This window comes from Nitratidesulfovibrio sp. SRB-5, assembly GCF_019931275.1.
Lineage (GTDB): Bacteria > Desulfobacterota > Desulfovibrionia > Desulfovibrionales > Desulfovibrionaceae > Cupidesulfovibrio.
On sequence record NZ_JAIOTY010000001.1, the window covers coordinates 78,046 to 100,408 of the forward strand.

Here is a 22,363-nt window from a genome sequence, read left to right on the forward strand (position 1 = left end):
AGGTGGCGGGTGCGTGGTGTAGAGTGCGGGCGCGGGTGGTACCAGCGCTACACATCTCCCTCCCCGTCACGCAATCTAACAAGGAAGGCTCCGCATGCAAAGCGCACCCTACTGGATAGCGTTCGGCGACATCCACGACGACGTTTCGCCCATCGCGGACATTCCCGGCCTGTCCGAGGCGGCGGGCGTGATCATTACCGGCGACATCACGGTGGTGGGCGGCGTGCGCCAGGCCGAGCGCGTGCTGACGGCCATTGCCGCGCGCAACCCGGCCATCCACGCCCAGATCGGCAACATGGACAAGGCCGAGGTGACCGACTGGCTGGACGGGCGCGGCTGGAACATCCACCGTGCCGCGCGAGAACTGGCCCCCGGCGTGGGCCTGCTGGGCGCGGGCCATTCCACGCCCACCCCCTTCGGCACGCCCAGCGAGGTGCCGGAAGCGCGGCTGGCCGAATGGCTGGACGCGTTGCGGGCAGAGGCGGGGCGCTGGCCCCGGCTGGTGCTGGCCGTGCATACCCCGCCCAAGGACAGCCTGTGCGACAGGCTGGGCAACGGCGCGCACGTGGGCAGCCCGGCGGTGCGGGCGTTCATCGAGGCGGTGCAGCCGGACGTGTGCCTGTGCGGGCACATCCATGAATCGCGCGCGGTGGACCGCATCGGACGCACCGTGGTGGTGAATCCCGGCGCGCTGGGCGCGGGTGGCTACGCCGTGGTCAGCGCACCGGAAGACGGCCCGCTGACGGCGGAACTGAAGGTCTTGCGCGGGTAGCAGGCCTGGGGCGGTTGGCGGGACGGGCGGACCGTGCGTCCGACCCGCGCGAAAGCAGGTTTTCGCGAAAGTTTTTATCCATCTGTGTCAGTGTGTTGTTGCTCTCCCCCGATCTTTTTTCAGTTTTCTGTTGACACCGGGGGGCGACGGGCATACTTCTAACGACCCGACGGCAAGGCCCTGCCAACGCCGTCGGACCCGAATACCGCAGGTGACGCGGGGTGGAGCAGCTCGGTAGCTCGTCGGGCTCATAACCCGAAGGTCGTCGGTTCAAATCCGGCCCCCGCAACCATATTTGAAGGCCCTGAAAGGCAACTTTCAGGGCCTTCTCTGTTTTTTGTCACGTTTTCGCAGGATATTTGCACGAGCATGCGTGGTGCGGTGAATACGGCGCCAATCGCCGCAAAATGTGCGGAGATTGGCTCGGCGCCTTCCGGCCATGGTGCCACGTCACCCGACCGCATCTGCCCCCAGCCCCCGGCTCCCCGGCGCTACTTCCGGAACAGCGCCACCACGCTGGTCAGGTTGGCGTCGCCAAGGCCCTCGTCCATGCCGCGCCGGAACACCGAGCGCGCGGCGGCGATGGTGGGCGCGGCATCGGGAGAACCGGCGGCCTCCAGCGCGTAGCCGAAGTCTTTTTCGACCAGCTCGACAGGAAACATCACGGGCGCCTCGCCCGAAAGCAGCGCGCCAATGGCCCGCTGGGCGTAGGGGCTCCACACCGCCGTGCCGGCGATGATGCCCATGATCTTCTGGGCGTCCGCGCCGTTGCGGCGCAGCATGCCGATCAGTTCGGCGATGGCGGTCACCTGGACGCCCAGCAGGGCGTTGGTTGCCAGCTTGGTCAGCGCGCCCGTGCCGATTTCACCCGTGTGGTTCACCGCGCTGCCCATGGCCAGCAGCACCGCTTCGGCCTGCTTGCAGGCGTCCGCGTTGCCGCCCACCAGAAAGATGAGCTGCGCGGCGTCGGCCTGCGGCAGCGACCCGGAGACAGGGGTTTCCAGCAGGGTCACGCCTCGGTTGGCCGCCTCCGCGCCCAGCTTCTTGATCCAGTCCACCGACAGGGTGGAGCTGTCCATGGCGATGGCGCCGGGCCGCATGCCCGCGAAGGCGCCGGTTTCGGGGTCCAGCCAGACCCCGGCGGATGCCGCGTCGTCGCGCACCATGGCCAGCACGAAGTCCACCCCGGCGGCGGCTTCCCTGGGGGTGGCGGCCTGCGTGGCGCCCAGGGCCAGCAGCGGCTCCGCCGCCCTGGCGGTGCGGTTCCAGACGGTGACCTGATGCCCGGCCTTCAACAGGTTGGCGGCCATGCGCCTGCCCATGGCTCCAAGGCCCAGTATGGCGATATGCGACATGATGGTGCTCCTTGCTTGCGATGCTGGTTGGCTCCCCGATGTGGCCGGAAGTGCCCGGATGTGGCCCGGTGTGAGCCCTGTGCTGGAAGACATGCGCGGACGGGGCTGGCGATGGCGCACACCCGTGCCGCGCCCGCCGCAGGGGATGGCGCCCTTCGTTCAATATAGGATGCTTGGCGCGCTTTACAATACGAAAAGGCGGACCGTGCGACCCGTGCCCGTGCGAACGGGGGGGGCGTGCGGTCCGCCTTGCTTGTGGGGGGCGGGGTGGAGTGCCGCCGTTGGGACGGCAGTGACGGGCATGCCGCCTTTGGCGGCCTGTGTGGCCCGTCGGGTCCGTCGGGTCCGTGTGGTTCGTGCGCGCCGCGCGGGCAGTGCGCCCTATGCCGCCGTCACGCCGCGTCCGATTTGCCGGGTGTGGCCCGCCTGTCGCGCGAGCCGCTCACGGTCCCGCAGGTGCTGAAGCAGGGCAAGCGCCTCCTGCGGGGGGCGCTGTTCCACGCGGCGGTACTGGCGGCCATCCGGGGTGCGGGTGGCCATGCCCAGGTCGCACAGCCAGCGGCGCAACAGGGCATGGTCGCCGAAGTGATGGCAGGCGCGCAGGGTGTCGTCCATCCGGGTGCCGGTCAGTTCCTGTCCGGCGGGCAGGCGCGACCACACCCACCACAGGCAGAGCCGTTGCAGGCTGACCTTGCCGGGCCAGCGGGCCAGCAGCCCGTCCGGGCCGAAGTGGCGGGCGGCGCGCTCCACGCGGCGCAGGTCCACCGGTTCTTCCGGGGCGGCGGGTTCCGGCGCGGCAAGGCGCTGAAGCCGTTCCTGCGCCGCGAACTGGGCGCGATAGTGCTGGAAGTTGCGGTAGCCTACGGCGCGGACCAGCATGTTCAGCAACTGGACATGGCTGATGTGGCCGGGGTCGCGGGGGTTGGTGCGGCCCGTGCCGTGCGCGCCTGCCGTACGGGGCGCGACCGGTGCATTGCCCGCGCCGGGGGCATTCGCGGGAATGCGCGGGGCATCGCCGGCGGAGCCGCCGGGGTTGTTCGGCGCTCCGTCGGTCAGGTTGGCCGACTCCGACGGCATGGCGCACGCCGCCAGTTCGCGTTGCAGCGAACGGGCCAGCGCGGATACGTCCTTGGCGATGAAGGGAAAGCGGGGTCTGGACATCACCTATCCTCTCGACGTGCCGATCCGGATGGGGTGTCGATGGTCACTGGCTTTCGACGCGGCACGAGGCAGGTGCGTGTCGGGATGGAGAGATGGCAGGTTTAGCTTCCCGCAGGGGGACAGTGACGCCTTGGTGAACTGCCGACCGGTTCAGGGTCTACACCGGGGCGCGGGGTTTTTCAAGCCGGGGGGGGCAGCGCCGCGGGCGGGCCAGCCGGTGAGGTGGGCGCGCCATGCGATACGGGGCGGCCCGGCTTTCGGCGGGTCCGTGTCATTCGAAACGGGGCGGTCCAGCTTTCGGCTGGTCCGTGCCATGCAAAAGGGGGGCGGTCCAGCTTTCGGCTGGCCCGTGCCATGCAAAAGGGGGGCGGTCCAGCTTTCGGCTGGTCCGTGCCATGCAAAAGGGGGGCGGTCCAGCTTTCGGCTGGTCCGCCCCGTCGGGCATGCATTGCGCCTTGTTCCCCGGCTACCCCGCCTTGGCGGGGGGCAGCGAGGCCAGCGGCGCACCGTAGTACGCCTTCAGGTACAGTTCGCGGATTTCGGCGATCAGCGGGTAGCGCGGGTTGCCGCCGGTGCACTGGTCGTCGAAGGCCTGTTCGGCCAGCAGGTCCACCCGCTCCAGAAAGTCCGCCTCGGCAATGCCCGCCTCGCGCAGCGAGCCGGGAACGTTCAGGTCGGCCTTCAGTTTTTCAATGGCCTGCACCAGCCGGGCCACCTTGCGGTCGCGGTCGTCGCCGCAGCCTTCGGTCAGCCCCAGCATGTCGGCGATGCGCGCGTAGCGCCCCTTGACGAAGGGGTAGCGGTACTGCGGCATCAGCCCCTGCTTGGTGGGGGTGTCGGTGGCGTTGTACTCGATGACGTGCGAAAGCAGCAGCGCGTTGGCAAGGCCGTGCGGCATGTGGAACGCGGCCCCCAGCTTGTGCGCCATGGAATGGCACACCCCCAGGAAGGCGTTGGCGAAGGCCATGCCCGCGATGGTGCCCGCATAGTGCATCTTTTCGCGGGCCATCACGTCGCGCGCGCCATCATTGTACGCCCGGCGCAGGTACTTGAAGACCAGCCGGACGGCCTCCAGCGCGTTGCCGTCGCTGAAGTTGTTGGCATAGGTGGAGGTGAAGGCCTCCACCGCGTGGGTCAGTGCGTCCAGCCCGGAATGGGCGGTAAGCGTCTTCGGCATGTCCATGACGAATTCCGGGTCAACGATGGCCATGTCCGGCGTCAGTTCGTAGTCGGCAATGGGGTACTTCATGCCCGTGGCGTCGTCGGTGATGACCGCGAAGGGCGTCACCTCCGACCCGGTGCCCGAGGTGGTGGGCACAGCGACCATCACCGCCTTCTTGCCCAGCGCCGGAAAGGCATGGACCCGCTTGCGGATGTCCATGAAGCGCAGGGAAATTTCCTCGAACTTCAGGTCCGGCTGCTCGTACATCAGCCACATGATCTTGGCCGCGTCCATGGGCGAGCCGCCGCCGAGGGCGATGAACATGTCCGGCTGGAAGGCGCGGATGGAATCGAGCGCCGCGTAGGTGCCGGACAGGTCGGGGTCGGGCTTCACGTCGCTGAACACCCGGAACTGGATGCCCAGCTTTTCCAGCACGGCGGTCACCTTGCCCACGTGGCCCAGGTCTTCCATGGTGCGGTCGGTAACGATGAAGGCGCGCTTCCTGTCGCGCATGTCTTCCAGCGCCAGGCGCAGCGCCCCCATCTTGAAGTAGATTTTCGGGGGCACCCGGAACCACAGCATGTTCTCGCGCCGTTCGGCCACGGTCTTCACGTTCATGAGATGCTTCACCCCGATGTTTTCGCTGACGGAATTGCCCCCCCACGAGCCGCAGCCCAGCGTCAGCGAGGGCGCCAGTTCGAAGTTGTACACGTCGCCGATGGCGCCCTGCGACGAGGGCATGTTGACCAGGGTGCGCCCGGTGGTCAGCACGTTCTGGAAGTGGACGATGCGCTCGCGGTTGGCCTCGTCGGTGTACAGCACCGAGGTGTGCCCGGCCCCGCCCAGCTCCACCAGGCGCTGGGCCATGTCCACGGCGGCGGCGAAGTCGGGCGCGCGGTAGAAGCCCAGCACGGGAGAAAGCTTTTCGTGCGCGAACGGGTCCAGCGGGTCGATGGCGTCGCGTTCCGCAATGAGGATCTTGGTGGTCGGCGGCACGGTGATGCCCGCCATGGCCGCGATTTCCGCCGCCGATCGGCCCACGATGGCCGCGTTGATCCTGCCGTCGGTGAACACCACGCCCGCAAGGGCCTCTGCCTCTTGCGGCGAGGCAAAGTGGCAGCCGCGCGCCGCGAATTCGGCCTTCACCGCGTCCGCCGCCGTGTCCTCCACGATCACCGCCTGCTCGGAGGCGCAGATCATCCCGTTGTCGAAGGTTTTCGACAGGATGATGGAGTTCACCGCCATCTTCACGTTGGCGGTGGCGTCCACCACCACCGGGGTGTTGCCCGCGCCCACGCCGATGGCGGGCTTGCCCGAGCTGTAGGCGGCATGCACCATGCCCGGCCCGCCGGTGGCCAGTATCAGCGCCACGCCCCGGTGCTGCATGATCTGGCGGGTAAGGTCGGGCGTGGGCGCTTCCACCCAGCCGATGACCCCGCGCGGCGCGCCAGCGGCCACGGCGGCCTCGTGCACGATGCGCGCGGCCTCCACCGTGGATTTCGCGGCGCGCGGGTGCGGCGCGAAGATGATGCCGTTGCGCGTCTTCAGCGCCAGCAGCGCCTTGAAGATGGTGGTGGAGGTGGGATTGGTGGTGGGGATGATGCCCGCGATGACCCCGATGGGCGCGGCCACCTCGCGGTAGCCGTAGGCCGGGTCGTCGCGGATGACCCCGCAGGTCTTTTCGTCCTTGTACTTGCTGTAGATGTATTCCGAGGCGAAGTGGTTCTTGATCACCTTGTCCTCCAGAATGCCCATGCCCGTTTCCTGCACGGCCATGCGGGCAAGGTGGATGCGCTGGGCCGTGGCGGCGGCAGCGGCGGCGTGGAAGATGGCGTCCACCTGCTGCTGGGTGAAGTTGGCGAAGGCGCGCTGCGCCTCGTTCACGCGGGTGACGATGTCGTCGACTGAGATGCTGTTCGGGGCGATGTCGTTCAGGGAAGTGGCGTCCGGCGTGGCGACCGGTTTCGCGTCCTGTGCGTTGGGCTTCTTGCTCATGGGGGCTCCTTGCCGACGGGAAGGCGGTGCCTGCCCGGCGGACGGGTTCCGGCGTCCGTTGCGCCGCTTGCGGGTTGCCCGTGGCCGCCGCCGTGTCGGGATGGGCGGAGGTTGCGTCTATATTTGTGCATGCAACCATTCATGGGCAAGGGCGTCAAGACCGGCATGGTCCGGAATGGGAGCGTGCCGGTGTGGTGGCCTTGCCAGTGACGCGCATTGTGATGATTTTGTGAATCTGTCCTGTGGTTGGGTTTTTCTGAATAACACTTCATGAAAATTCAGAGTGATGTGGTGTTGTGTGTAATGGCGGCGCAGCCCGCTCGGAGTGGGGGAAGCCCTTTGCCCCTCGACGGATGGTCACGGGTTTGGCATGCTATGGGTGTGAATTCACGTTTTCGGCAATAGGCAGGCGGGGCGCGTGCGCCCGCCTGCGGGATGTCAGCGCTTTCGGGCGGCGGCAGCCCCTCAAATGCGGCAACGGAACAGCCAGGGAGGCCACATGAGCGACCATCGGACAGCGCAGCCGGACGTCACGGCGGTTCCGGACGCGGTGGTGCAGTGCCTCCATCCGGACGGCAGTCCGGCAGAGGTGTTGTTGGTGGAACGGGTGGAGCTGGCCAGCCCGGCGGGCGTGCTGGTGCCCCAGTACGAGCCGGAAGACCCCCGCAGGCAGCGGGTGCAGCCGGTGGAGTTGCACCCCGGCGGCGGGCTGAAGGCGGTGTCGTTGCAGGAAAAGGCGGTGATCGAAACGCCCGTGGGCCCCATGGCGGCGGAGCGGGTCACCTTTCATCCCGGCGGCCAGCTGCGCCGGGTGTTTCCGCTGGACGGCAAGATTTCCGCCTACTGGAGCGTGGAGAACGAAACTGCCCTGGCCGGGCCGCAACGCATGGAAACGCCCATCGGCGTGGTCAGTGCGCGGATAATCTCGGTGCACTTCTTTCCGTCCGGGGCGTTGCGCAGCGTCACCCTGTGGCCCGGCGAGCGGGTGACCATCGCCACCCCGCAGGGACCGGCCAGCGTCAGCGTGGGGTTTTCGTTCCACGAATCGGGCGCGCTGCGCTCGTTCGAGCCGGACGCCCCCTTCGAGGCCAGGACACCGGTGGGCACGGTGCTGGCCTTCGACACCGACCCCGAGGGCGGCATGGCCGCCGACCTGAACTCGTTGCAATTCGACGAGGCAGGCAACGTGACCGCCCTGACCACCGCCACCGACAAGGTGGTGGTGACCTGCAAGGCCGTGGCGGATGCGGGGCCGGGGGAGGATGGTGGTGGCGGGAATGGCCCGAACACGTCAGACCCGAGCATGTCCGGCGCGGCCGCCTGGCCCGCCTGCTGTCCGGACTGCGCCCGCTGGGCCGCCGCCACCGGCAGGCAGGTGCGCCAGCCCGGACGCCTGGCCCTTGGCCCCGGCTTTCGGGAAAGCCTGTGCGGCACCACGCCCACCGACCTCGTGCCGCTGCGCATGGGTTTCACCGCCGATGCCGTGAGTCTGGACGGCCACGCCTTTTCCCGCGCCGGGCACGGCTTTTCCGTGCTGCGCGGACTCATGCCCGTGGCGCGCACCACCTATTCGTGCTGAGGGCGAAGGCTCCTGCCTGGGTGCCTGGGGCAGGAAATGCACGGGCCGAAGTGGAAAACCTTCGCTTTGCCCCGGTTTGTCCCGGTGCGCGTTGCCGCAACCTGCCGTGTGGCGCGTGTTGCGGCGGCTATTTCGATGAGCCGTGCCGCGCCTGCATGGCGCGCAGGATGGCCTGCCGCAGTCCGCTCATTTCCACGGGTTTCGATACGTAGTCGTCCATGCCCGCTTCCAGGAAGGATTCGCGGTCGCCCACCATGGCGTGGGCGGTCATGGCCACCACGGGTATGGCCGCGCGGGCGGAGAAGGCCGGGTCTGTGCGGATGGCGCGGGTGGCCGTCAGCCCGTCCATGACCGGCATCTGCACGTCCATGACCACGCAGTCGAACGCGGCGTGGTGCAGGGCGTCCAGCGCCTGCTGGCCGTCGGTGGCCAGGGTTACCGTCATGCCCGACTTTTCCAGCATGCGCCGCACGGCAAGCTGGTTCACGGCATCGTCCTCCACCAGCAGCACATGCAGCCCGGCCTGGTATTCCGGCGGCGCGGCGTTGGCGGGGACCGGTTCCGCCTGCTGCGCGGGCGTTGCGCCGCGCAGCCCGGCATGGTCCTTGCCGGACCGTGCCATGCCCCGGGGCAGGGCGGAAACATCGGCGTGGCGGGCGGGCATGGCCATCCCGCCGTCACTGCCGCCGGCGTCGTCATGTCCGACTGCCGTGCCGGATTCGTTCGTTCCGGTGGGGCCGGTGGCGTCCGGCAGGGCGAACGGCCCGCGCGCGGGTGCCCGGTCCGCGCCGTCGGCATCCCACAAGGCGCCAAAGGGCAGCGAGATGAAGATGGTGGTGCCTGTCCCCGGCGTGCTTTCCAGCGAAAGTTCGCCGCCCATCAGGGCCACCAGCCGCCGCACGATGGACAGGCCCAGCCCCGCCCCGCCGTGCCGCCGCACGTGCGAGCCGTCCAGCTGGCTGAACGGCTCGAAAATGCGTTCCAGATGCGATTCCGGAATGCCGATGCCGGTGTCGCGCACCTCCAGCAGCAGGCGCAGCTGGGCGGGCCGGTGGGCCGGGGTGTTTCCCGCCGGGCCGCCGGTCGCGTCGTCTGCTGCGTTCCCGGCGGTGCGCGCAGCCGGGGGCAGGCCCAGCGGGGTCAGTTCCACGGTCACCGAGCCCGTATCGGTGAATTTTATGGCGTTGCCCACCAGGTTGAAGGCGATCTGGCGCAGCCGGGCCTCGTCGCCCACCAGTCGCGCGGGCAGGCGCGGGTCCAGCCGGATGTCCAGTTCCAGTTCCTTTTCGCGCGCGGGCAGCAGAAAGATGTCGCGGATGGACCCGGCCACCCCTTCCAGCGCGAAGGGCGCGGCGCGCAGGGCCAGCCTGCCCGCTTCCACCCGCGAAAGGTCCAGCACGTCGGACAGCAGCTGGGTAAGCCGCCGGGCCGAGGTGATGGCGCTGGTCAGGTAGTCCTGCTGCTCGTCGTCCAGGGTGGTGGTGTGCAGCAGTTGCAGCATGCCCAGCGCGCCGTTGAGCGGGGTGCGTATTTCGTGGCTCATGTTGGCCAGGAATTCGGACTTGGCCAGGTTGGCGGCTTCCGCCGCGCCCTTTTCGCGCAGCAGGGCGGCTTCCGCTTCCTTGCGCCCGGTAACGTCCACGGCCATGCGAATCACCGCGCGGCGGCCATCGGGCAGCGAGCCCAGCGGGGCGGAACTGAAGTCCCACACCCTGGCCGAGCCGTCGGCGCAGGTCACCGGGTGTTCGCCGTCGGCCCTGCGTGCGCCAAGGGCGTACAGCGTGTCGGTATCGCTGGTGGGGTGGCCGGTGCCGCCCGCCGTGGTGCCGCCCGCCGTGATGCTGCTGGTCTGGTCGGCTGCCCTGCCGGGTGCCTGCCCGCCCTGCCCGCCCTGTCCGTCCAGTCCGTCCTGTTGGCCACCAGGGCCCGCGTCCGCATCCGCATCGGCCACGTGCACCGGCTCGCCCTGCATGGCCAGTTCTTCCCAGCGGGCCAGGGTGGGCACGTCGCCGGGGGTGTAGCCGGAAAATTCGCACCAGCTGCGGTTCAGGGCCAGCACGGTGCCGTCCTCGTCGTGGATCATCACCGGCACGGGCGCTTCCTCGATGGCCGCGCGGAACTGCCGCTCGCTGGCCAGCAACTGGCGGCGCGCCGCGTACTGGGCGCTGACGTCGGTGAACACCAGCACCGCGCCGGTGATTTCGCCCGCCGCGTCGTGGATGGGGGCGGCACTGTCCGCGATCTGGTATTCCGCGCCGTCGCGGGCCAGCAGCAGGGTGTCGTTGGTCAGTTCCACCACCTTGCCGGTGCCTACCGCCTGCGCCACCGGGTCGGGCACGGGGTCACGCGTGCGGCCCGCCACGATGACGAAGACTTCTCCGATGTGCCGCCCTTTGGCGGCGGCAAAGGGCCAGCCGGTCAGCCGCTCGGCCACCGGGTTCATCAGGGTGATGCGTCCGGCCCGGTCGGTGGCCATCACCGCATCGCCGATGGAGCGCAGGGTGACGGCCAGGTTTTCGCGGCTGGCGCGCAGGGCTTCCTCGGCCTGGCGGCGGGCGGTGATGTCGGAATGGGTGCCCACGAAGCGCAGCGGCGTGCCGTCTTCCGCCAGGGACATCACCCTGCCGCGGGCCAGCACCCAGATGTAAGCGCCGTCCTTGCGCCGCATGCGGTATTCCGACTGGTAGGTGTCGGTGGCGCCGGAAAGATGCATGTCCATGTCGGCCTGCACCCGCTGCCTGTCGTCGGGGTGGACGCGGCCTTCCCATTCGCGGGGCGAGGTGCCTATCTCGTTTTCTTCGTAGCCCAGCAGCCCCTTCCAGCGGGGGGACAGGAACACCTGGCCGGTGCGGATGTTCCAGTCCCACACACCGTCTCCGGGGCCCTCCAGGGCAAACTGCCAGCGCTCTTCGCTGTCCACCAGGGCCATTTCGGCGGCGCGGCGGCGGTCGGCGGCGATCTTGAACAGCAGGGTAAGCCCGCACAGAAAGATCATCCACAGCACGAAGACCACGCGGGTCAGGCGGCTCTGGCGCTCGGCGTCCTCCACGAAGCGGGAGAACACGCTGCGCTCCAGCGCATCGCCCAGCCGGTCCAGTTCGGTGAAGGCGCGGCGCTGCTCCAGCACCAGCAGGGGATGTTCTCCGCGCGGGGCCGCGAGCCGGGCGTTGGTGGTGCGGTTGAGGGCGCTGATGCCGTCTGCGTAGATGCGCAACTGGGCCACCAGCATTTCCGGGGCGTCCTCCTGAAAGGGCCGGATGGCCGAAAGGGCGGGCAGGGCGCTGCCGCCGGGGGCCAGCAGTTCGTCAACGGCATCGTACAGCCTGCCTGCTCCCTGTTCGAAGTAGGCGCCGTGGATGCCGGGGGGAATGTCGGCGTCGCCCGCCAACTGGCGCTCGGCGGCCAGCTGGCCCTTCAGCAGGTCGGCCCTGGCGATGCGCAGCGCCTTCACCACCGGCAGAAAACCACGCAGGCTGGCGTGCCAGCCGTGGTTCACCCACAGCAGCAGGATGCCCGAGCAGACCAGCGCCATGATGCCTCCGGCGATGGCGATGTTGCGGCTCTGCGAGATGGCGGGGCGTCTGGTCATGCGGCGGACCCTGTGGAGGTGGCGGGTGTGGTGCGACGGACGTGGTGTGGCGACGCGGGGAGCAGGATTCACGCAACCGGAGGATGCGGCGGCGGCCCGGTGCCGCTCACTGGCCGGGGCCTGGCCCGTTTCGTCCGTCCTGCCCGTGCGGCGTGCCGGGAACGGACCAGGGGGGCAGGGTGGAACCATCAAAGCCGAAGGGCCGCACCAGGGCAAGGTGCTCCGGTGTGCCGATGAAGGCGCGCAACTGCTCGTTCACCCTGTCCGCGAGGGGTGCGTCCTCCTTGCGAAAGGCAAAGGCGCACAACCCGGCCACGGATTTGCCGTTGATGACCGGCTGGGCGAAGGGATGCGCGGACTCCAGTTCTTCGGGGTGCTGTCGGGCCAACAGTACCACCGTGGGGCCGGAAAGGGCCAGACCGTCCACGCGGCCCTTGCGCACGGCGGTCATGCCCGCGTGCGCATCGGCCACGGGGAACAGCCTTTCGGCGGGCATACCCAGCAGCAGCAACTGGCGATGTTCCACCGCACCGTCCAGCACGGCAAGGGTGACATCGCTGCGCTCGGCAAGGGATGCGTAGTCGTGCAGGCCGCGCGGGTTGCCGCGCCGCACCAGCAGCCCCTGCCCCACGGAGCTGGTGGGCAGCGAAAAGGCGACGCGGGCGGTCCTGTCGGGCGTGATGAACATGCCCGCCGCGATCATGTCGATATGCCCGGCCAGCAGGTCCGGGATCAGGGCGTTGAAGTCGCCGAGCACCCAGCGCACCCGGGTGATGCCCGCGCGGGTCAGCGCGGCGCGGGCCACTTCCGGGGCCTCGCCGGTCACGGTGCCTTCCGGGGTGAGGTAGGCGTACGGGGGTTCAAGGGCGTAGCCCACCCGAATGGTGCCCCCACGCCATGCCGCATTGTCCGGGTCGGGCAGTTCCAGCAGCGCGTAGAGCAGGGGCGTCACCGCGCAGACCACGGCGATGACGCCGAGCAACGAGGGGGCGGAGCGGGGAAATCTGGGCATGGAGTACGTGTCCTGTGGCGCGGCGCGCGGGGCGCATGCCGGAGACGGTATTGCCGTCGCTGTGCCATATGCCAGCGTAGCGGAACATTATTCTTTGCCGCGGAATGGCGCGGCGTCAATTGGGGGGTTCCGCACCTTTGCCGGTGCTTTCCCATGGAGAAGGTAGGGTTAGCCCGACATGTGGAGCATGGGAGCCCGCAATGGTGCGCAACGGTCTTGACATGGCGGGTAAGGAAATGAAGTATGCGACAATCCACTGCCCGGGGAGGGCAGGACACCGGTCGCGCCATGGCGCGCAGCAGGGGAGCACCCGTGCACGACGAACAGTATCCGATCATACTTGGCGTTTATTCGTTGCAGCAGGATGCCATGGTTGGCATAGGCGGCACCGCCTCGCAGCAGCGTCAGGTTACCTATTGGTATGCGCGCAAACTGGATGCTGCCATCTGCGAAGTGCAGCCGCTCAACGTGCACCATGTGCCATCGGGTATCCGCAATCCCATGGAAGAGCTTGAATTTCTTCGTAATTACATGCCGGAGCCGATGTATTACAAGAACCACACGGTGCCCGCGCTGACATCACTGCATCGCAAGCTGGTCGAGGGCGAGGCCTGCCTGGCGGAACTGCGTCTGGACGAAGCGGAAAAGGCGTTCATCAAGGCCCTGATGATCGACGACCTGAACGTGCCCGCCAATTTCGGCCTGGGCGAGGTGTACGCGGAAAAGAAGGACACGGCCCGGCTGCGCAAGGTGCTGCACGTGCTGATGGGCAGCGACGAGGCGTTCCTGATGGAGCACCGGGTGCGTTTCAACAAGTTCGGCATCAGCCTGCGCAAGAACGGGCACTTCGACGATTCGCTGCGGTTCTACCACAAGGCGCTGGAATGCCACGAGGACGAGCACCTGCATTTCAACATCGCGCGGGTGCACTTCGACAAGGGCGACACCGGCGCCTGCGTGCAGCACCTGACCAGGGCTCTGGCCATGCGGCCCGACTTTACCGAGGCGCAGCGCTTTCTGACCTTCTGCGGCGGCCAGGCCTGTTCCGGTTAGCCGGGCAGGGCGCCGCGCAGCTTTCCACCGGGCACGACGCACGGGCACGACGAAGGCCGCCACATGATGTGGCGGCCTTCGTGCGTTGCGGGGGACGGGGTTTACCCGTTGCGTCCCTGTGGCCGCGCGGGGGATATGCCATTGTCCGCCGGAAACTGGCGGAAACTGTCAGCTCAGGCCAGCTCATGCCAGTTCTGTCGGTTCATGCCGGGGCGTCCCACGGACATTCACCGGGCAGGGTGCCGCCGGGCGGCAGATGGCTTCGCAGGAACCGGGTGTCGATGGCCCGTTTGACCAGGAAGGCCAGGCGCCCACCGAAGCACAGCGCGCCGCCGCCCAGCGGGCGGTGCAGCACCCCCGTGCCCGCGCCGGTATCCAGCACCAGCAGATGGCCGGGCCGGGGGATGTACGGGACAAGGGGCGGCTGGCCGGATGCCGGGGCCGCATTGGCGGCGTGCCGCGCATGCGCGTCCAGGCGGGTGCCCAGATTGGCGGCCAGCACCGGGCCCTGGCGTACGGCGTGCACACCCACGCGGGGCAATGGCGCCGGGGTGAAGTGAATGCAGTCGCCCCCGCCGAACAGGTCCGGATGGGCGATAGACTGAAGGTGCGCGTTCACCGCCAGCCCGCCGTCCGCCTCGCCATCAGGCCCGCCGTTTGCCCTGCCAATCAGGCCCGATGCCGCGAACAGCGGCGGCGGGGCCACTCCGGTAGCCAGCAGCACCACATGGGCGGGCAGGCTGCGGCCATCGTCCAGCAGTGCCCCTTCTGGTGTGGTTTCCAGAACCCGCGCGCCCTCGATGATGCGCACCCCGCGCGCGGCGGTCACCGTGCGGCACAGGTCGCGTGCCCGTTCCGGCAGGCCCGGCAGCAGCCCGCGCCCGGCCACCAGGGTGACCGAATCGCCGCCGGGAACAACGGGGGCGGCGTTGCCCCGCGCGCGGGCAAGGCACACCGCCGCGTTGCAGGCCACCTCCAGCGCGGCTGGACCGCCGCCCGCCACCAGCACATCCACCGCGCCGTGCGCAGCCAGCCGCAGCAGCGTCTGCCGGGCCCGGTACAGGTTTTCGATGGGCTTTACCGATAGCACGGGTAGCGTCACGGGGGATGGGGGCGCGCCGACAGTGCTGCCGTTGACGCCATCGCCACCCGGCAGGATATGCGCCACCAGCGACCCCACGTTGCACGAGCACACCTCGTATTCCAGCCGCAGGCCGGAGGCGAAGTGCACGGCATGTCCCGGCGCGTCGATGCGCACCGCCGTGTCGGTGACGAAGGTGCCCCCCGCCGCCTGCACCATGCGCCGCACCGGCAGGGCCATGGCCTGCGGCGCATATGTGCCGCCCAGCACGCCGGGGCCCATGCCGGAATAGCAGTGGCAGGGGCCGGGCCCGGCCACGGTCACCGTATGCCCCCGCGCCACCAGCGCCGGAATGGCGCGGATGGCGTCGAGGTGGGCGTGCCCCGCGCCGAGCAGCAGCAGGCGGGCCATGGGGTCTCCTTGGATGGGGTGGGAATGGTGGCCCCACCGTAGCAGCGGATGCGGGGCGCGGCAACGCGGCGGTCAGGACGGTCGGGGAAGGCAGGACGGTCCGGACGGGCAGGGCGACAAGGCCGTTCCGCCTGTGCAGGCCTGTTCCACTGTTGCTCGCCTTTCCGGGGCACGTACGGTGTACATTCGGGGCACATTCGGGGCGGTCGCATGGCAGTGCCGGGGTGGTTCCGGCAACGCGACCGCCCCGCACTCCATGCGGAATGCGGGGCGGCGTGCGGGAAGGGTCGGGCTGAAGGCGATGTAAAGGCACGGCCTCTGAGGCCGGTTGCAGTTGCGCCCAGCGTCTATGCGGCACTACGGTCGTGGTCGTGGTCGTGGTCGCGGTCGCGATACATGGCCCACTGTTGCAGGAAGGCGGCCTCGAAGGACCGGCTTTCCGCGTAGGAGCGGGCATCGGCCCGCATGGCGTCCAGCCGGGCCGGGTCGGCGGCCATGTCCAGCATGGCCCGGGCCATGGCCGTGGCGTCTCCTTCCGGCACGATGGCCCCGGTGCGCCCCGGCAACAGGTTTTCCTGCGGCCCGCCCTTGTCGGTGACCACCACCGGCAGGCCGGAGGCCTGCGCCTCCAGTACCACGTTGCCGAAGGTGTCGGTGCCGGAGGGAAACACGAAGATATCCGACGAGGCGTAGGCGTTGGCCAGGTCGTCTCCGGTGAGGTAGCCGGTGAAGGTGACCGGCAGGCCGCGCAGGGTTTCTTCCAGCTCGGCGCGAGCCGGTCCGTCGCCCACCAGCACCAGCCGCAGGTGCGCGGCGCGGGTGGCCACCAGCCGGTAGGCGTCGGCCAGCACGTGCAGGTTCTTTTCGCGCGACAGGCGCCCCACGTACAGGAAGCGCACCGGCTGGGCCGCGTCGCGCGGGGCCGTCCTGCCCGGACCTGCGGCGCGGGCATCCTGGCTGTTCGGGAAGGTGCGCGGCAGGGTCACGGCGGTGCCGTCGTATCGGCTGAAGAACCCGTTGCGGCGGGCCGGGGTGAAGGTTTGGGTGTCGATGCCGCGCGGGTAGAAGGCGATGCGTTCGCGTGCGATGCCCCGTTCCGCCAGTTCGTCGCCGGTGGCGTGCGAGGGCACGTACACCCGGTCCATCTGGTTGTAGTACCAGATCATGTACCGCCACATGGCTTCTTCCAGCCCGGCGTCCTCGGTCAGCATCATCACGTACTGCGGGAAGGCGGTGTGGTAGGTGGCGTGAATGGGCAGACGCAGGATGCGCGCCGCCGCCAGCGCCACCAGCCCCACCGGGCCGGGCGTGGCCGAGTGCAGGTGGGTGAATCCCTGCCGGTAGCAGTGGTCCAGCATCTTCAGCACCGGCGGGTAATACAGGGCAAGGCCGGGGTACTCCGGCATGGCGAACGACCCGATGGGCGAAAAGGTGAATACGTCGGAGCGGTGGGCCAGTTCCGGGTCGGCCACGCCGTCGGGCGCGCAGGTGATGACCTGCAACCGCTTGTCGTTGCGGCGGGCGATGTCCAGTTGCATCTGAAGGGTGCGGGCCACGCCGTTGACGTCGTAGAAGGTGTCGGTGAAGTGGCCCACGTGCAGGCGGCCCGTGGCGTGCCATTCGTCCGTGTCCGTCACATGGGGGGGATGGGGCCGGGTACCGCACGCGCCGGACGAGGCGCCAGCCTGCCCCGGCGCGCCGGGCACGGCCTCTGCCGCGTGCGGCAGGAAGTGGTCGCGGCAGGCGCGGGCAAAGGCACGGTCCTTGGTGAACAGGGTGTACCCCACGAAGTACGGGGCCAGGATGGCGTAGAGCGACCCGGCGGAGCCCACCACGTTGAACACGCTGAACAGGTCCGCGCCCATGGCGTTGTCCAGCAGGGTATCGGCAAAGGTGCGCAGCACCTTTTCCGAGGCCTGGTCGGCAAAGCGCATCCAGGCCTGTTCGGTGCGTTCGCCGGTGATGTCGGCGGCGGGGCCGTCCAGCAGGGCTCGCAACTCCGGGTCGCGGCGGATGATCTCCGCCGCTTCCGTTTGCAGGTGGTCCTGCACGGTGCGCGGGGTGGACGCGGAAAAGGACAGCCGGGGGCGGCGGTACCCGATGAGGCCGTGCAGCCTGGTCAGCAGGCCGCCTTCCGGTTCCGGCGCGCCGGTCAGCACCCTGTCGGCGAAGCGCAGCACCGTGTCGCGGTTGACGTGGCGGCCCAGACCGAAGCGCTGCTTATAGAACTGGTAGGCGATGGCGTACAGGTTGTGGGCCATGGTCACCGGGGTGGCGGCGCTGCCGTGCGGCGTGCCGCGCCCCTCCATCACCCCGCGCAGGGCCTCGCGCACGCGGCCGTGCCCCACGCCGGAAACCCCTTCGATGCTGGTGTGGCTGCGGGCGATGTTCAGCGAGGAATGGTCGTCCGACCCGGCCATGAGGTGCTTTGTCCACGCCCGTTCCATGCGCGGGGCCATGTCCTGCCGGTCGGCCATGGCGTCCATGTCCGCCGGGGTCAGCCCCTGCACGATGGCCCGCAGGATGCCGTTCTGGAAGTCGTCGCGCGAGCCGTTCAGCTCGAACACCCGAAACAGCAGCAGCAGCCGTTCCATGTGGTCCAGGGTCAGGCGCTCGTTCAGCGAGTACATGGCGTGGGCGCAGGCATGGGGGATGCCCGACACGGTCAGGTAGTCCACCAGGTCGTAGATGTTCTCGCGCAGGCGGGTGATGTCGGCGTGGTGGGCTTCCGTCAGGTCCCAGGCCAGCACGTGGATCTTGCAGCGGTCTTCGGGGAAATAGGCGGTGATTTCCTCGCTGACGAAGGTGTGGTCGAGGTGGGCGATTTCTAGGCTGCCCGCCAGGGTGTTGTGGTCGGTGATGGTGACCAGGTCCATGCCCCGGCGGCGGGCGATGTCGTACAACGCCCTGGGGTCGGTGTAGCTTTCCGCGCAGCCCAGCTTTTGCAGAATCCACTGCGAGGGGCGGGTGGAGTGGCGCGAGTGCACGTGCAGGTCGATGGACAGCGGCGGGGTTGGGGACGGGGCCGCCGAGGGGGGCGGAGAAGAGGAACGCGCGGATGCGGCGGTGCGGGGTGCGGAACGGGGGACGCCAGTGGCCATGCGGTGCGACCTCCTGCGGGTTCCGGGGCCGCGCGGGCGGTGCGAGCGCCTTGGCGCGGCGGCGGGTTGGGCGATTCTGGAACAGGTATGCAGATCGCCTGTCGGTGTTGCAGGAGGAATGCGCCCCGGCGGTGGCGCATGCGTGACGGTGTGGTGAATCTTGCGGACGGTTGGGTGACGTTGCGGCGGCGGGGGGAAAAGATGGGGAAGGGCGTGCCGCGTCGGGCGGGCGAGCGCGGACGATGCGCCGGGTGTGCTTCCCTACGCCGCCAGAATGTAATCCCGGCCCTGCACGTAGCCCGCACCGTCAAGGAACGCCGTCAGCTCTTCCGCCGCGCCGTGCCCGGCCAGGTACGCCACCAGAAATCCCTCGCCCGGCGCGGGCATGGCCTCGCGCCCCAGCACGGGCAGGCCGTCCACCCGGTTGCCGATCTTGCGCGGGTCGATGTCGATCCACGCGCGCACTGCGATGCCCTGATCCATCAGCAGGCGCGCCCGGCGGCGGCTGGTGCGGCCCGCGCCCACCACCCACACTTCGGGGTGGCGCGGGTTGTGCCGGGCCAGCCAGCGGGCCAGGTACAGCCCCTTCAGGGTATAGAAGCCGCCTTCCGCGTAGTTGGGGTGGGTGCGCGAAAGGCGGCCCGGCGGGTCGTTCCAGGTCAGCAGGGTGTGCGGCAGCTTGGCCATGGCCACGCCCGCGTCCATCCAGCGCAGCCACAGTTCGTAATCTTCCGGAAAGGGGCCGTCGGTGTACGCGCCGTGCAGGCCGGGCAGTTCCGCGCGGAACATCACCGAGGGGTGCGCGAAGGGCGATTCGCGAAAGCGCGCCAGTGCGATGTCTGTGGGGTCCAGCAGGGTGTTCACCCAGTCCACGTGCCGGGCGTAGCCGCCGCAGCGTTCGCGGTCACCGCCGAAGTCCACGCGGCAGCCCACCAGCCCGATGTGCGGGTGCGCGTCCAGAAAGGCGCATTGCAGGGCCAGGCGCTGCGGGTGGCAGGTGTCGTCGGCGTCCATGCGGGCGATGTGGCGTCCACGGGCAAGGGCAAGACCGTGGTTCAGCGCGGCCACGATGCCGCCGTGGGCGATGCGCGCCGGGCGGATGCGGGCATCCTGCGCGGCGAATGCGGCGAGCAGGTCGGGGGTGGCGTCGGTGGAGCCGTCGTCCACGGCCACCACCTCGAAGTCCGCGCCGGTTTGCGCCAGCAGGCTGTGCAGGGTGGCGGGCAGGGTGGCGGCGGCGTTCCAGACGGGCAGCACGACGCTGACGGCGGGGCAGGGCTTGGTCATGGCGGCGCGGGTTGGGATGGAAATACCCGGAGGGGGGAGTTGCCGGGGGAAGGAACCTTTTGGAAAAGGTTCCTTCCCCCGGACCCCCATCCTCCCAAACTTTTTCATTGTGGGTGGAATGAAGGGTTATGCGGGGAAGGTGCGCGGATATCCCCGCTTCTGTCTCTGCTATTCTGCCCCTGCCGCCCCGTCCACCTTGTCGCGCAGGGCATCGCGGATGCGGCACACCCCGCACACCTCGTTGGAGGTGGGGTAGCCGCAGCGGGTGCAGCCGCTCAGGTCCACGCCGTCCTCGTTGTCGGCACGGGCGAACACGGGGCGGCCCCGTTCCAGGAAGCCCTGGTAGAAATCCAGCTTGCGCCCGGGCATTTCTTCCTCAAGGTCGGTCAGCAGCTTCTTGTAGAAGGTGAAGCTGGCCCCGCCGGAATAGGGGCAGGGCGCGTAGTGGTGCTCTATGCCCATGAGGAAGGCGTAGTTGGCGGTCTCGAACTCCGAAAGCCGCCACAGGGGCTTCACCTTGCGGGCAAAGCCGCCGTCGGCGGCAAGGTCCGGGCCCTGGTCGCTCAGGTAGGCCACGTCCCAGCGCAGGGTATTGCTGAACAGCCGGGCGATTTCGTCGTCCAGGTTGTGGCCGGTGGCCAGCACGGTGAAGTTTTCGTCCAGCGCGGTCTTGTTGAAGAAATAGCGCTTGATCTTGCCGCAGGCCGAACACACCGGACGGTTGAGCCGGGCCTTCACGTCGGGAATGGCCAGCCCTTCGGCACCCATTTCCTTCACGATCAGGTTCAGGCCGTGCTTTTCGCAGAAGCGTTCCACCACCCCGCGCGCGGCGGGCGAGGAGCCGGGAATGGCCAGGTCGATGTGCAGGCCGGTCACGTCGTAGCCCAGCCGCGAAAGTTCCAGCATCAGGCTCAGCGAATCCTTGCCGCCGGAAAGGGCGACCAGGATGCGGTCGTCATGGGTGAACAGCTTGCGTTCCTTGATGCCGCGCTCCACCTGGCGGGTGAAGAACAGCAGGAAGCATTCGGCGCAGAAGCCGGTATGGTGGCTGGGCAGGGACACGACTGCGGTATCCTTGCAGCGTTTGCATTTCATGGTGCGTTATCCTTTCGGGTTGCGGTGCGTGCGGTGCCCATGGTGAAGGGCGCCGGCCACAGCCGGGGAGTAGGAAACATCGCAAACGGCGGGGTTTTGTTCTCTGGCAAGGAAGACGAAGCTTTTGCGGAGGGAGCGTGCGGCAGCCGTTGCACGAACAACGTGAGTGTTACGGATGGCGGCCACAGAGCGCTCTTTGGTCCGTGACCGGAGCAAAAGCGAGTCTGACGCGTTACTCTTGATGTTCGTGGGGCTCGCAGGCTCGCCCAACGGCCACGCTACGCGCCCTTCGGGTCGCTCAGCCAGAGGGCAAAAGCGCGCCGGTTGCTATCCGCTGGAAGTGACAATGCGGATCAGCAGCTCATCATCCGGCAGCACTTCGCGGTCGGGGGTCAGCAGGCCGCCGTCGCGCACCACGATGGCCGTGGTGGGGCGGATGCCCAGCTTGCGCAGCACCTGCAACACGGTCTTCTCGCGCGGCATGGTCAGCAGCTGTTCCTTGGGTTGCAGGCGCACCGTGATGGTGCGCGGGGCGAACGTGCGGCGTTCGCCGGGGGTGGTTTCCGGGGTGTGTTCCATGGTCCCGTCTTTTGGTGAAGGTTCGTGGGAGGGGCGCGACCGCAACGTTTTCCACGGCGGCGCCCGGGCCGCGTACCGGAAGCGCACCATACCCGTTTGCCCCCCGATGGCAAGGTGCGGCGCGGCGGGCATCAGGCGCTGGCGCGGCATCTGGTGCAGGGCCCGGCGCGGGGCCCGGCGGGGCTCGGGCGGCGTGGCGCGATCCCCGTCATCCTTCGGGGTGAAGATGTCGCGCCGCCGGGGCGGGTTGCTTGTCTTCACCGCGCGCCTGTACTATCCTTGGCAAAGGTCCGGGGACAGCCTGCCGCCCACGTGTGCGTGGGGCGTGCATCCCGCGCGGCCCGCGTGGCCCCCGTATCCCTGTATCCTTGCGTGCCGGGCGCTCGTGCGCCTGTGTGCATGCACGCAACGTGTGGCGGGCGCGGCGCCCGCGGCCCTTGCCCCGTCATCCCCCAGCGCCCCAGCCTTCGGAGGTGAACCATGTCGGCCAAGAAGATACTTGTCGTGGACGATGAAAAGCACATCCGCATGCTGTACCAGGAAGAACTGGAAGGCGAAGGCTACACCGTGGCCGTGTCCGACGGGCGCGAACCCATCCTCGACGTGGTGGCCCGCGAAAAGCCCCTGGTGGTGGTGCTGGACATCAAGCTGGGGCCGGACCTTTCGGGTCTGGACCTGTTGCAGGAAATTCGCCGGGGCGAACCCACCCTGCCGGTCATCCTGTCCACGGCCTACGATTCCTTCCAGCACGACCTGAAGTCCGTGGTGGCCGACTACTACGTGGTCAAGTCCGTGGACCTCACGGAACTGAAGGCCAAGGTGGCGCTGGCCATCGAAAAAAGATCGTAGCCCTTTTCTCCCCTGTCTTTCTTCTTTTTCGCCAGCACCCGTCGGTGGCGGCGTAACTGCCCCGCTTTCTTCGCGCAGATGGCATGCCCCTTGCTTTTACCCTGTGGGGCGGGTCTTGGTTTGCGCGATATTGCGCGATAGCCGCGCCGTGCGGCCGTCACGCGGTTTGCGTGCCGCGTGCGCCTGCCCGCGCCGCCCGGTGCGGCCCGCCCCGTTTTCAATTTCTGCACGCTGGCGTCCAATGGGCCGGTGCGTCAGTGTGCCTGCCAGGCGGGATGCTGG

At 68.8% G+C, this 22,363-nt stretch carries 14 protein-coding genes and 1 tRNA gene; 5 read left to right on the top strand and 10 right to left on the bottom strand.

The window, feature by feature from the left end:
- Positions 1 to 94: 94 nt before the first annotated feature.
- The gene (locus K6142_RS00285) at positions 95 to 772 is read left to right on the top strand and encodes a metallophosphoesterase family protein (protein ID WP_190243916.1); all 678 of its coding nucleotides are present in this window, start codon (positions 95 to 97) and stop codon (positions 770 to 772) included.
- A 215-nt stretch (positions 773 to 987) separates the two neighbouring features.
- A tRNA-Met gene (locus K6142_RS00290) sits at positions 988 to 1,064 on the top strand.
- A 199-nt stretch (positions 1,065 to 1,263) separates the two neighbouring features.
- Here K6142_RS00290 and K6142_RS00295 read toward each other — a convergent pair.
- The 3 genes from K6142_RS00295 to adhE all read right to left on the bottom strand — a co-directional run bounded on the left by K6142_RS00295 (position 1,264) and on the right by adhE (position 6,445).
- Positions 1,264 to 2,220 carry an NAD(P)-dependent oxidoreductase gene (locus K6142_RS00295; RefSeq protein WP_411722680.1) on the bottom strand — a complete coding sequence of 319 codons (957 nt, stop codon included), beginning with the start codon at positions 2,218 to 2,220 and terminating at the stop codon, positions 1,264 to 1,266.
- A gap of 288 nt (positions 2,221 to 2,508) precedes the next feature.
- Positions 2,509 to 3,288 (bottom strand): DUF2087 domain-containing protein, encoded by a 780-nt coding sequence (locus K6142_RS00300; protein ID WP_190243942.1) that lies wholly within the window; start codon positions 3,286 to 3,288, stop codon positions 2,509 to 2,511.
- 466 nt (positions 3,289 to 3,754) lie between these two features.
- The gene (adhE, locus tag K6142_RS00305) at positions 3,755 to 6,445 is read right to left on the bottom strand and encodes a bifunctional acetaldehyde-CoA/alcohol dehydrogenase (RefSeq protein WP_223290244.1); all 2,691 of its coding nucleotides are present in this window, start codon (positions 6,443 to 6,445) and stop codon (positions 3,755 to 3,757) included.
- A gap of 499 nt (positions 6,446 to 6,944) precedes the next feature.
- On the opposite strand from adhE, the gene K6142_RS00310 reads away from it, so the two are divergent.
- The gene (locus K6142_RS00310) at positions 6,945 to 8,024 is read left to right on the top strand and encodes a hypothetical protein (protein WP_190243943.1); all 1,080 of its coding nucleotides are present in this window, start codon (positions 6,945 to 6,947) and stop codon (positions 8,022 to 8,024) included.
- 127 nt (positions 8,025 to 8,151) lie between these two features.
- On the opposite strand, the gene K6142_RS00315 is transcribed toward K6142_RS00310, so the two are convergent.
- Both K6142_RS00315 and ehuB read right to left on the bottom strand, forming a co-directional pair.
- Complete coding sequence (locus K6142_RS00315) at positions 8,152 to 11,613, bottom strand: PAS domain S-box protein (RefSeq protein WP_190243944.1); 3,462 nt, start codon at positions 11,611 to 11,613, stop codon at positions 8,152 to 8,154.
- Positions 11,614 to 11,719: 106 nt separating this feature from the next.
- Positions 11,720 to 12,625 carry an ectoine/hydroxyectoine ABC transporter substrate-binding protein EhuB gene (gene ehuB / locus K6142_RS00320; protein ID WP_190243945.1) on the bottom strand — a complete coding sequence of 302 codons (906 nt, stop codon included), beginning with the start codon at positions 12,623 to 12,625 and terminating at the stop codon, positions 11,720 to 11,722.
- 288 nt (positions 12,626 to 12,913) lie between these two features.
- Between ehuB and K6142_RS00325 the strand changes: the two genes are divergently transcribed.
- Positions 12,914 to 13,678: a tetratricopeptide repeat protein gene (locus K6142_RS00325; protein ID WP_190243966.1), complete on the top strand. Its 765-nt coding sequence runs from the start codon at positions 12,914 to 12,916 to the stop codon at positions 13,676 to 13,678.
- Positions 13,679 to 13,880: 202 nt separating this feature from the next.
- Here the strand turns inward: K6142_RS00325 and K6142_RS00330 are convergent, their stop codons facing one another.
- From K6142_RS00330 to K6142_RS00350, 5 genes are all read right to left on the bottom strand, one after another.
- A complete protein-coding gene (locus K6142_RS00330) occupies positions 13,881 to 15,170 on the bottom strand; it encodes an NAD(P)/FAD-dependent oxidoreductase (protein WP_190243946.1) in 1,290 nt (429 codons plus the stop codon).
- A 347-nt stretch (positions 15,171 to 15,517) separates the two neighbouring features.
- The gene (locus K6142_RS00335; protein WP_223290245.1) at positions 15,518 to 18,271 is read right to left on the bottom strand and encodes a glycosyltransferase; all 2,754 of its coding nucleotides are present in this window, start codon (positions 18,269 to 18,271) and stop codon (positions 15,518 to 15,520) included.
- Positions 18,272 to 18,532: 261 nt separating this feature from the next.
- Positions 18,533 to 19,558, bottom strand: a complete 1,026-nt coding sequence (locus K6142_RS00340) for a glycosyltransferase family 2 protein (RefSeq protein WP_190243947.1) — start codon at positions 19,556 to 19,558, stop codon at positions 18,533 to 18,535.
- 168 nt (positions 19,559 to 19,726) lie between these two features.
- Entirely contained in the window at positions 19,727 to 20,653 is a 927-nt protein-coding gene (locus tag K6142_RS00345) for a TIGR00269 family protein (protein WP_190243948.1), read from the bottom strand.
- 327 nt (positions 20,654 to 20,980) lie between these two features.
- Complete coding sequence (locus K6142_RS00350) at positions 20,981 to 21,232, bottom strand: hypothetical protein (RefSeq protein ID WP_190243949.1); 252 nt, start codon at positions 21,230 to 21,232, stop codon at positions 20,981 to 20,983.
- Positions 21,233 to 21,712: 480 nt separating this feature from the next.
- On the opposite strand from K6142_RS00350, the gene K6142_RS00355 reads away from it, so the two are divergent.
- Complete coding sequence (locus K6142_RS00355; RefSeq protein WP_190243950.1) at positions 21,713 to 22,081, top strand: response regulator; 369 nt, start codon at positions 21,713 to 21,715, stop codon at positions 22,079 to 22,081.
- The last annotated feature ends 282 nt before the right edge of the window (positions 22,082 to 22,363 follow it).

Excerpts from the sequence above, each read along its gene's own strand:
- K6142_RS00285 (WP_190243916.1), top strand. The coding sequence starts at position 95 with ATGCAAAGCGCACCCTACTGGATAGCGTTCGGCGACATCCACGACGAC.
- K6142_RS00295 (WP_411722680.1), bottom strand. The coding sequence starts at position 2,220 with ATGTCTTCCAGCACAGGGCTCACACCGGGCCACATCCGGGCACTTCCG.
- K6142_RS00300 (WP_190243942.1), bottom strand. The coding sequence starts at position 3,288 with ATGTCCAGACCCCGCTTTCCCTTCATCGCCAAGGACGTATCCGCGCTG.
- adhE (WP_223290244.1), bottom strand. The coding sequence starts at position 6,445 with ATGAGCAAGAAGCCCAACGCACAGGACGCGAAACCGGTCGCCACGCCG.
- K6142_RS00310 (WP_190243943.1), top strand. The coding sequence starts at position 6,945 with ATGAGCGACCATCGGACAGCGCAGCCGGACGTCACGGCGGTTCCGGAC.
- K6142_RS00315 (WP_190243944.1), bottom strand. The coding sequence starts at position 11,613 with ATGACCAGACGCCCCGCCATCTCGCAGAGCCGCAACATCGCCATCGCC.
- ehuB (WP_190243945.1), bottom strand. The coding sequence starts at position 12,625 with ATGCCCAGATTTCCCCGCTCCGCCCCCTCGTTGCTCGGCGTCATCGCC.
- K6142_RS00325 (WP_190243966.1), top strand. The coding sequence starts at position 12,914 with ATGGCGCGCAGCAGGGGAGCACCCGTGCACGACGAACAGTATCCGATC.
- K6142_RS00330 (WP_190243946.1), bottom strand. The coding sequence starts at position 15,170 with ATGGCCCGCCTGCTGCTGCTCGGCGCGGGGCACGCCCACCTCGACGCC.
- K6142_RS00335 (WP_223290245.1), bottom strand. The coding sequence starts at position 18,271 with ATGGCCACTGGCGTCCCCCGTTCCGCACCCCGCACCGCCGCATCCGCG.
- K6142_RS00340 (WP_190243947.1), bottom strand. The coding sequence starts at position 19,558 with ATGACCAAGCCCTGCCCCGCCGTCAGCGTCGTGCTGCCCGTCTGGAAC.
- K6142_RS00345 (WP_190243948.1), bottom strand. The coding sequence starts at position 20,653 with ATGAAATGCAAACGCTGCAAGGATACCGCAGTCGTGTCCCTGCCCAGC.
- K6142_RS00350 (WP_190243949.1), bottom strand. The coding sequence starts at position 21,232 with ATGGAACACACCCCGGAAACCACCCCCGGCGAACGCCGCACGTTCGCC.
- K6142_RS00355 (WP_190243950.1), top strand. The coding sequence starts at position 21,713 with ATGTCGGCCAAGAAGATACTTGTCGTGGACGATGAAAAGCACATCCGC.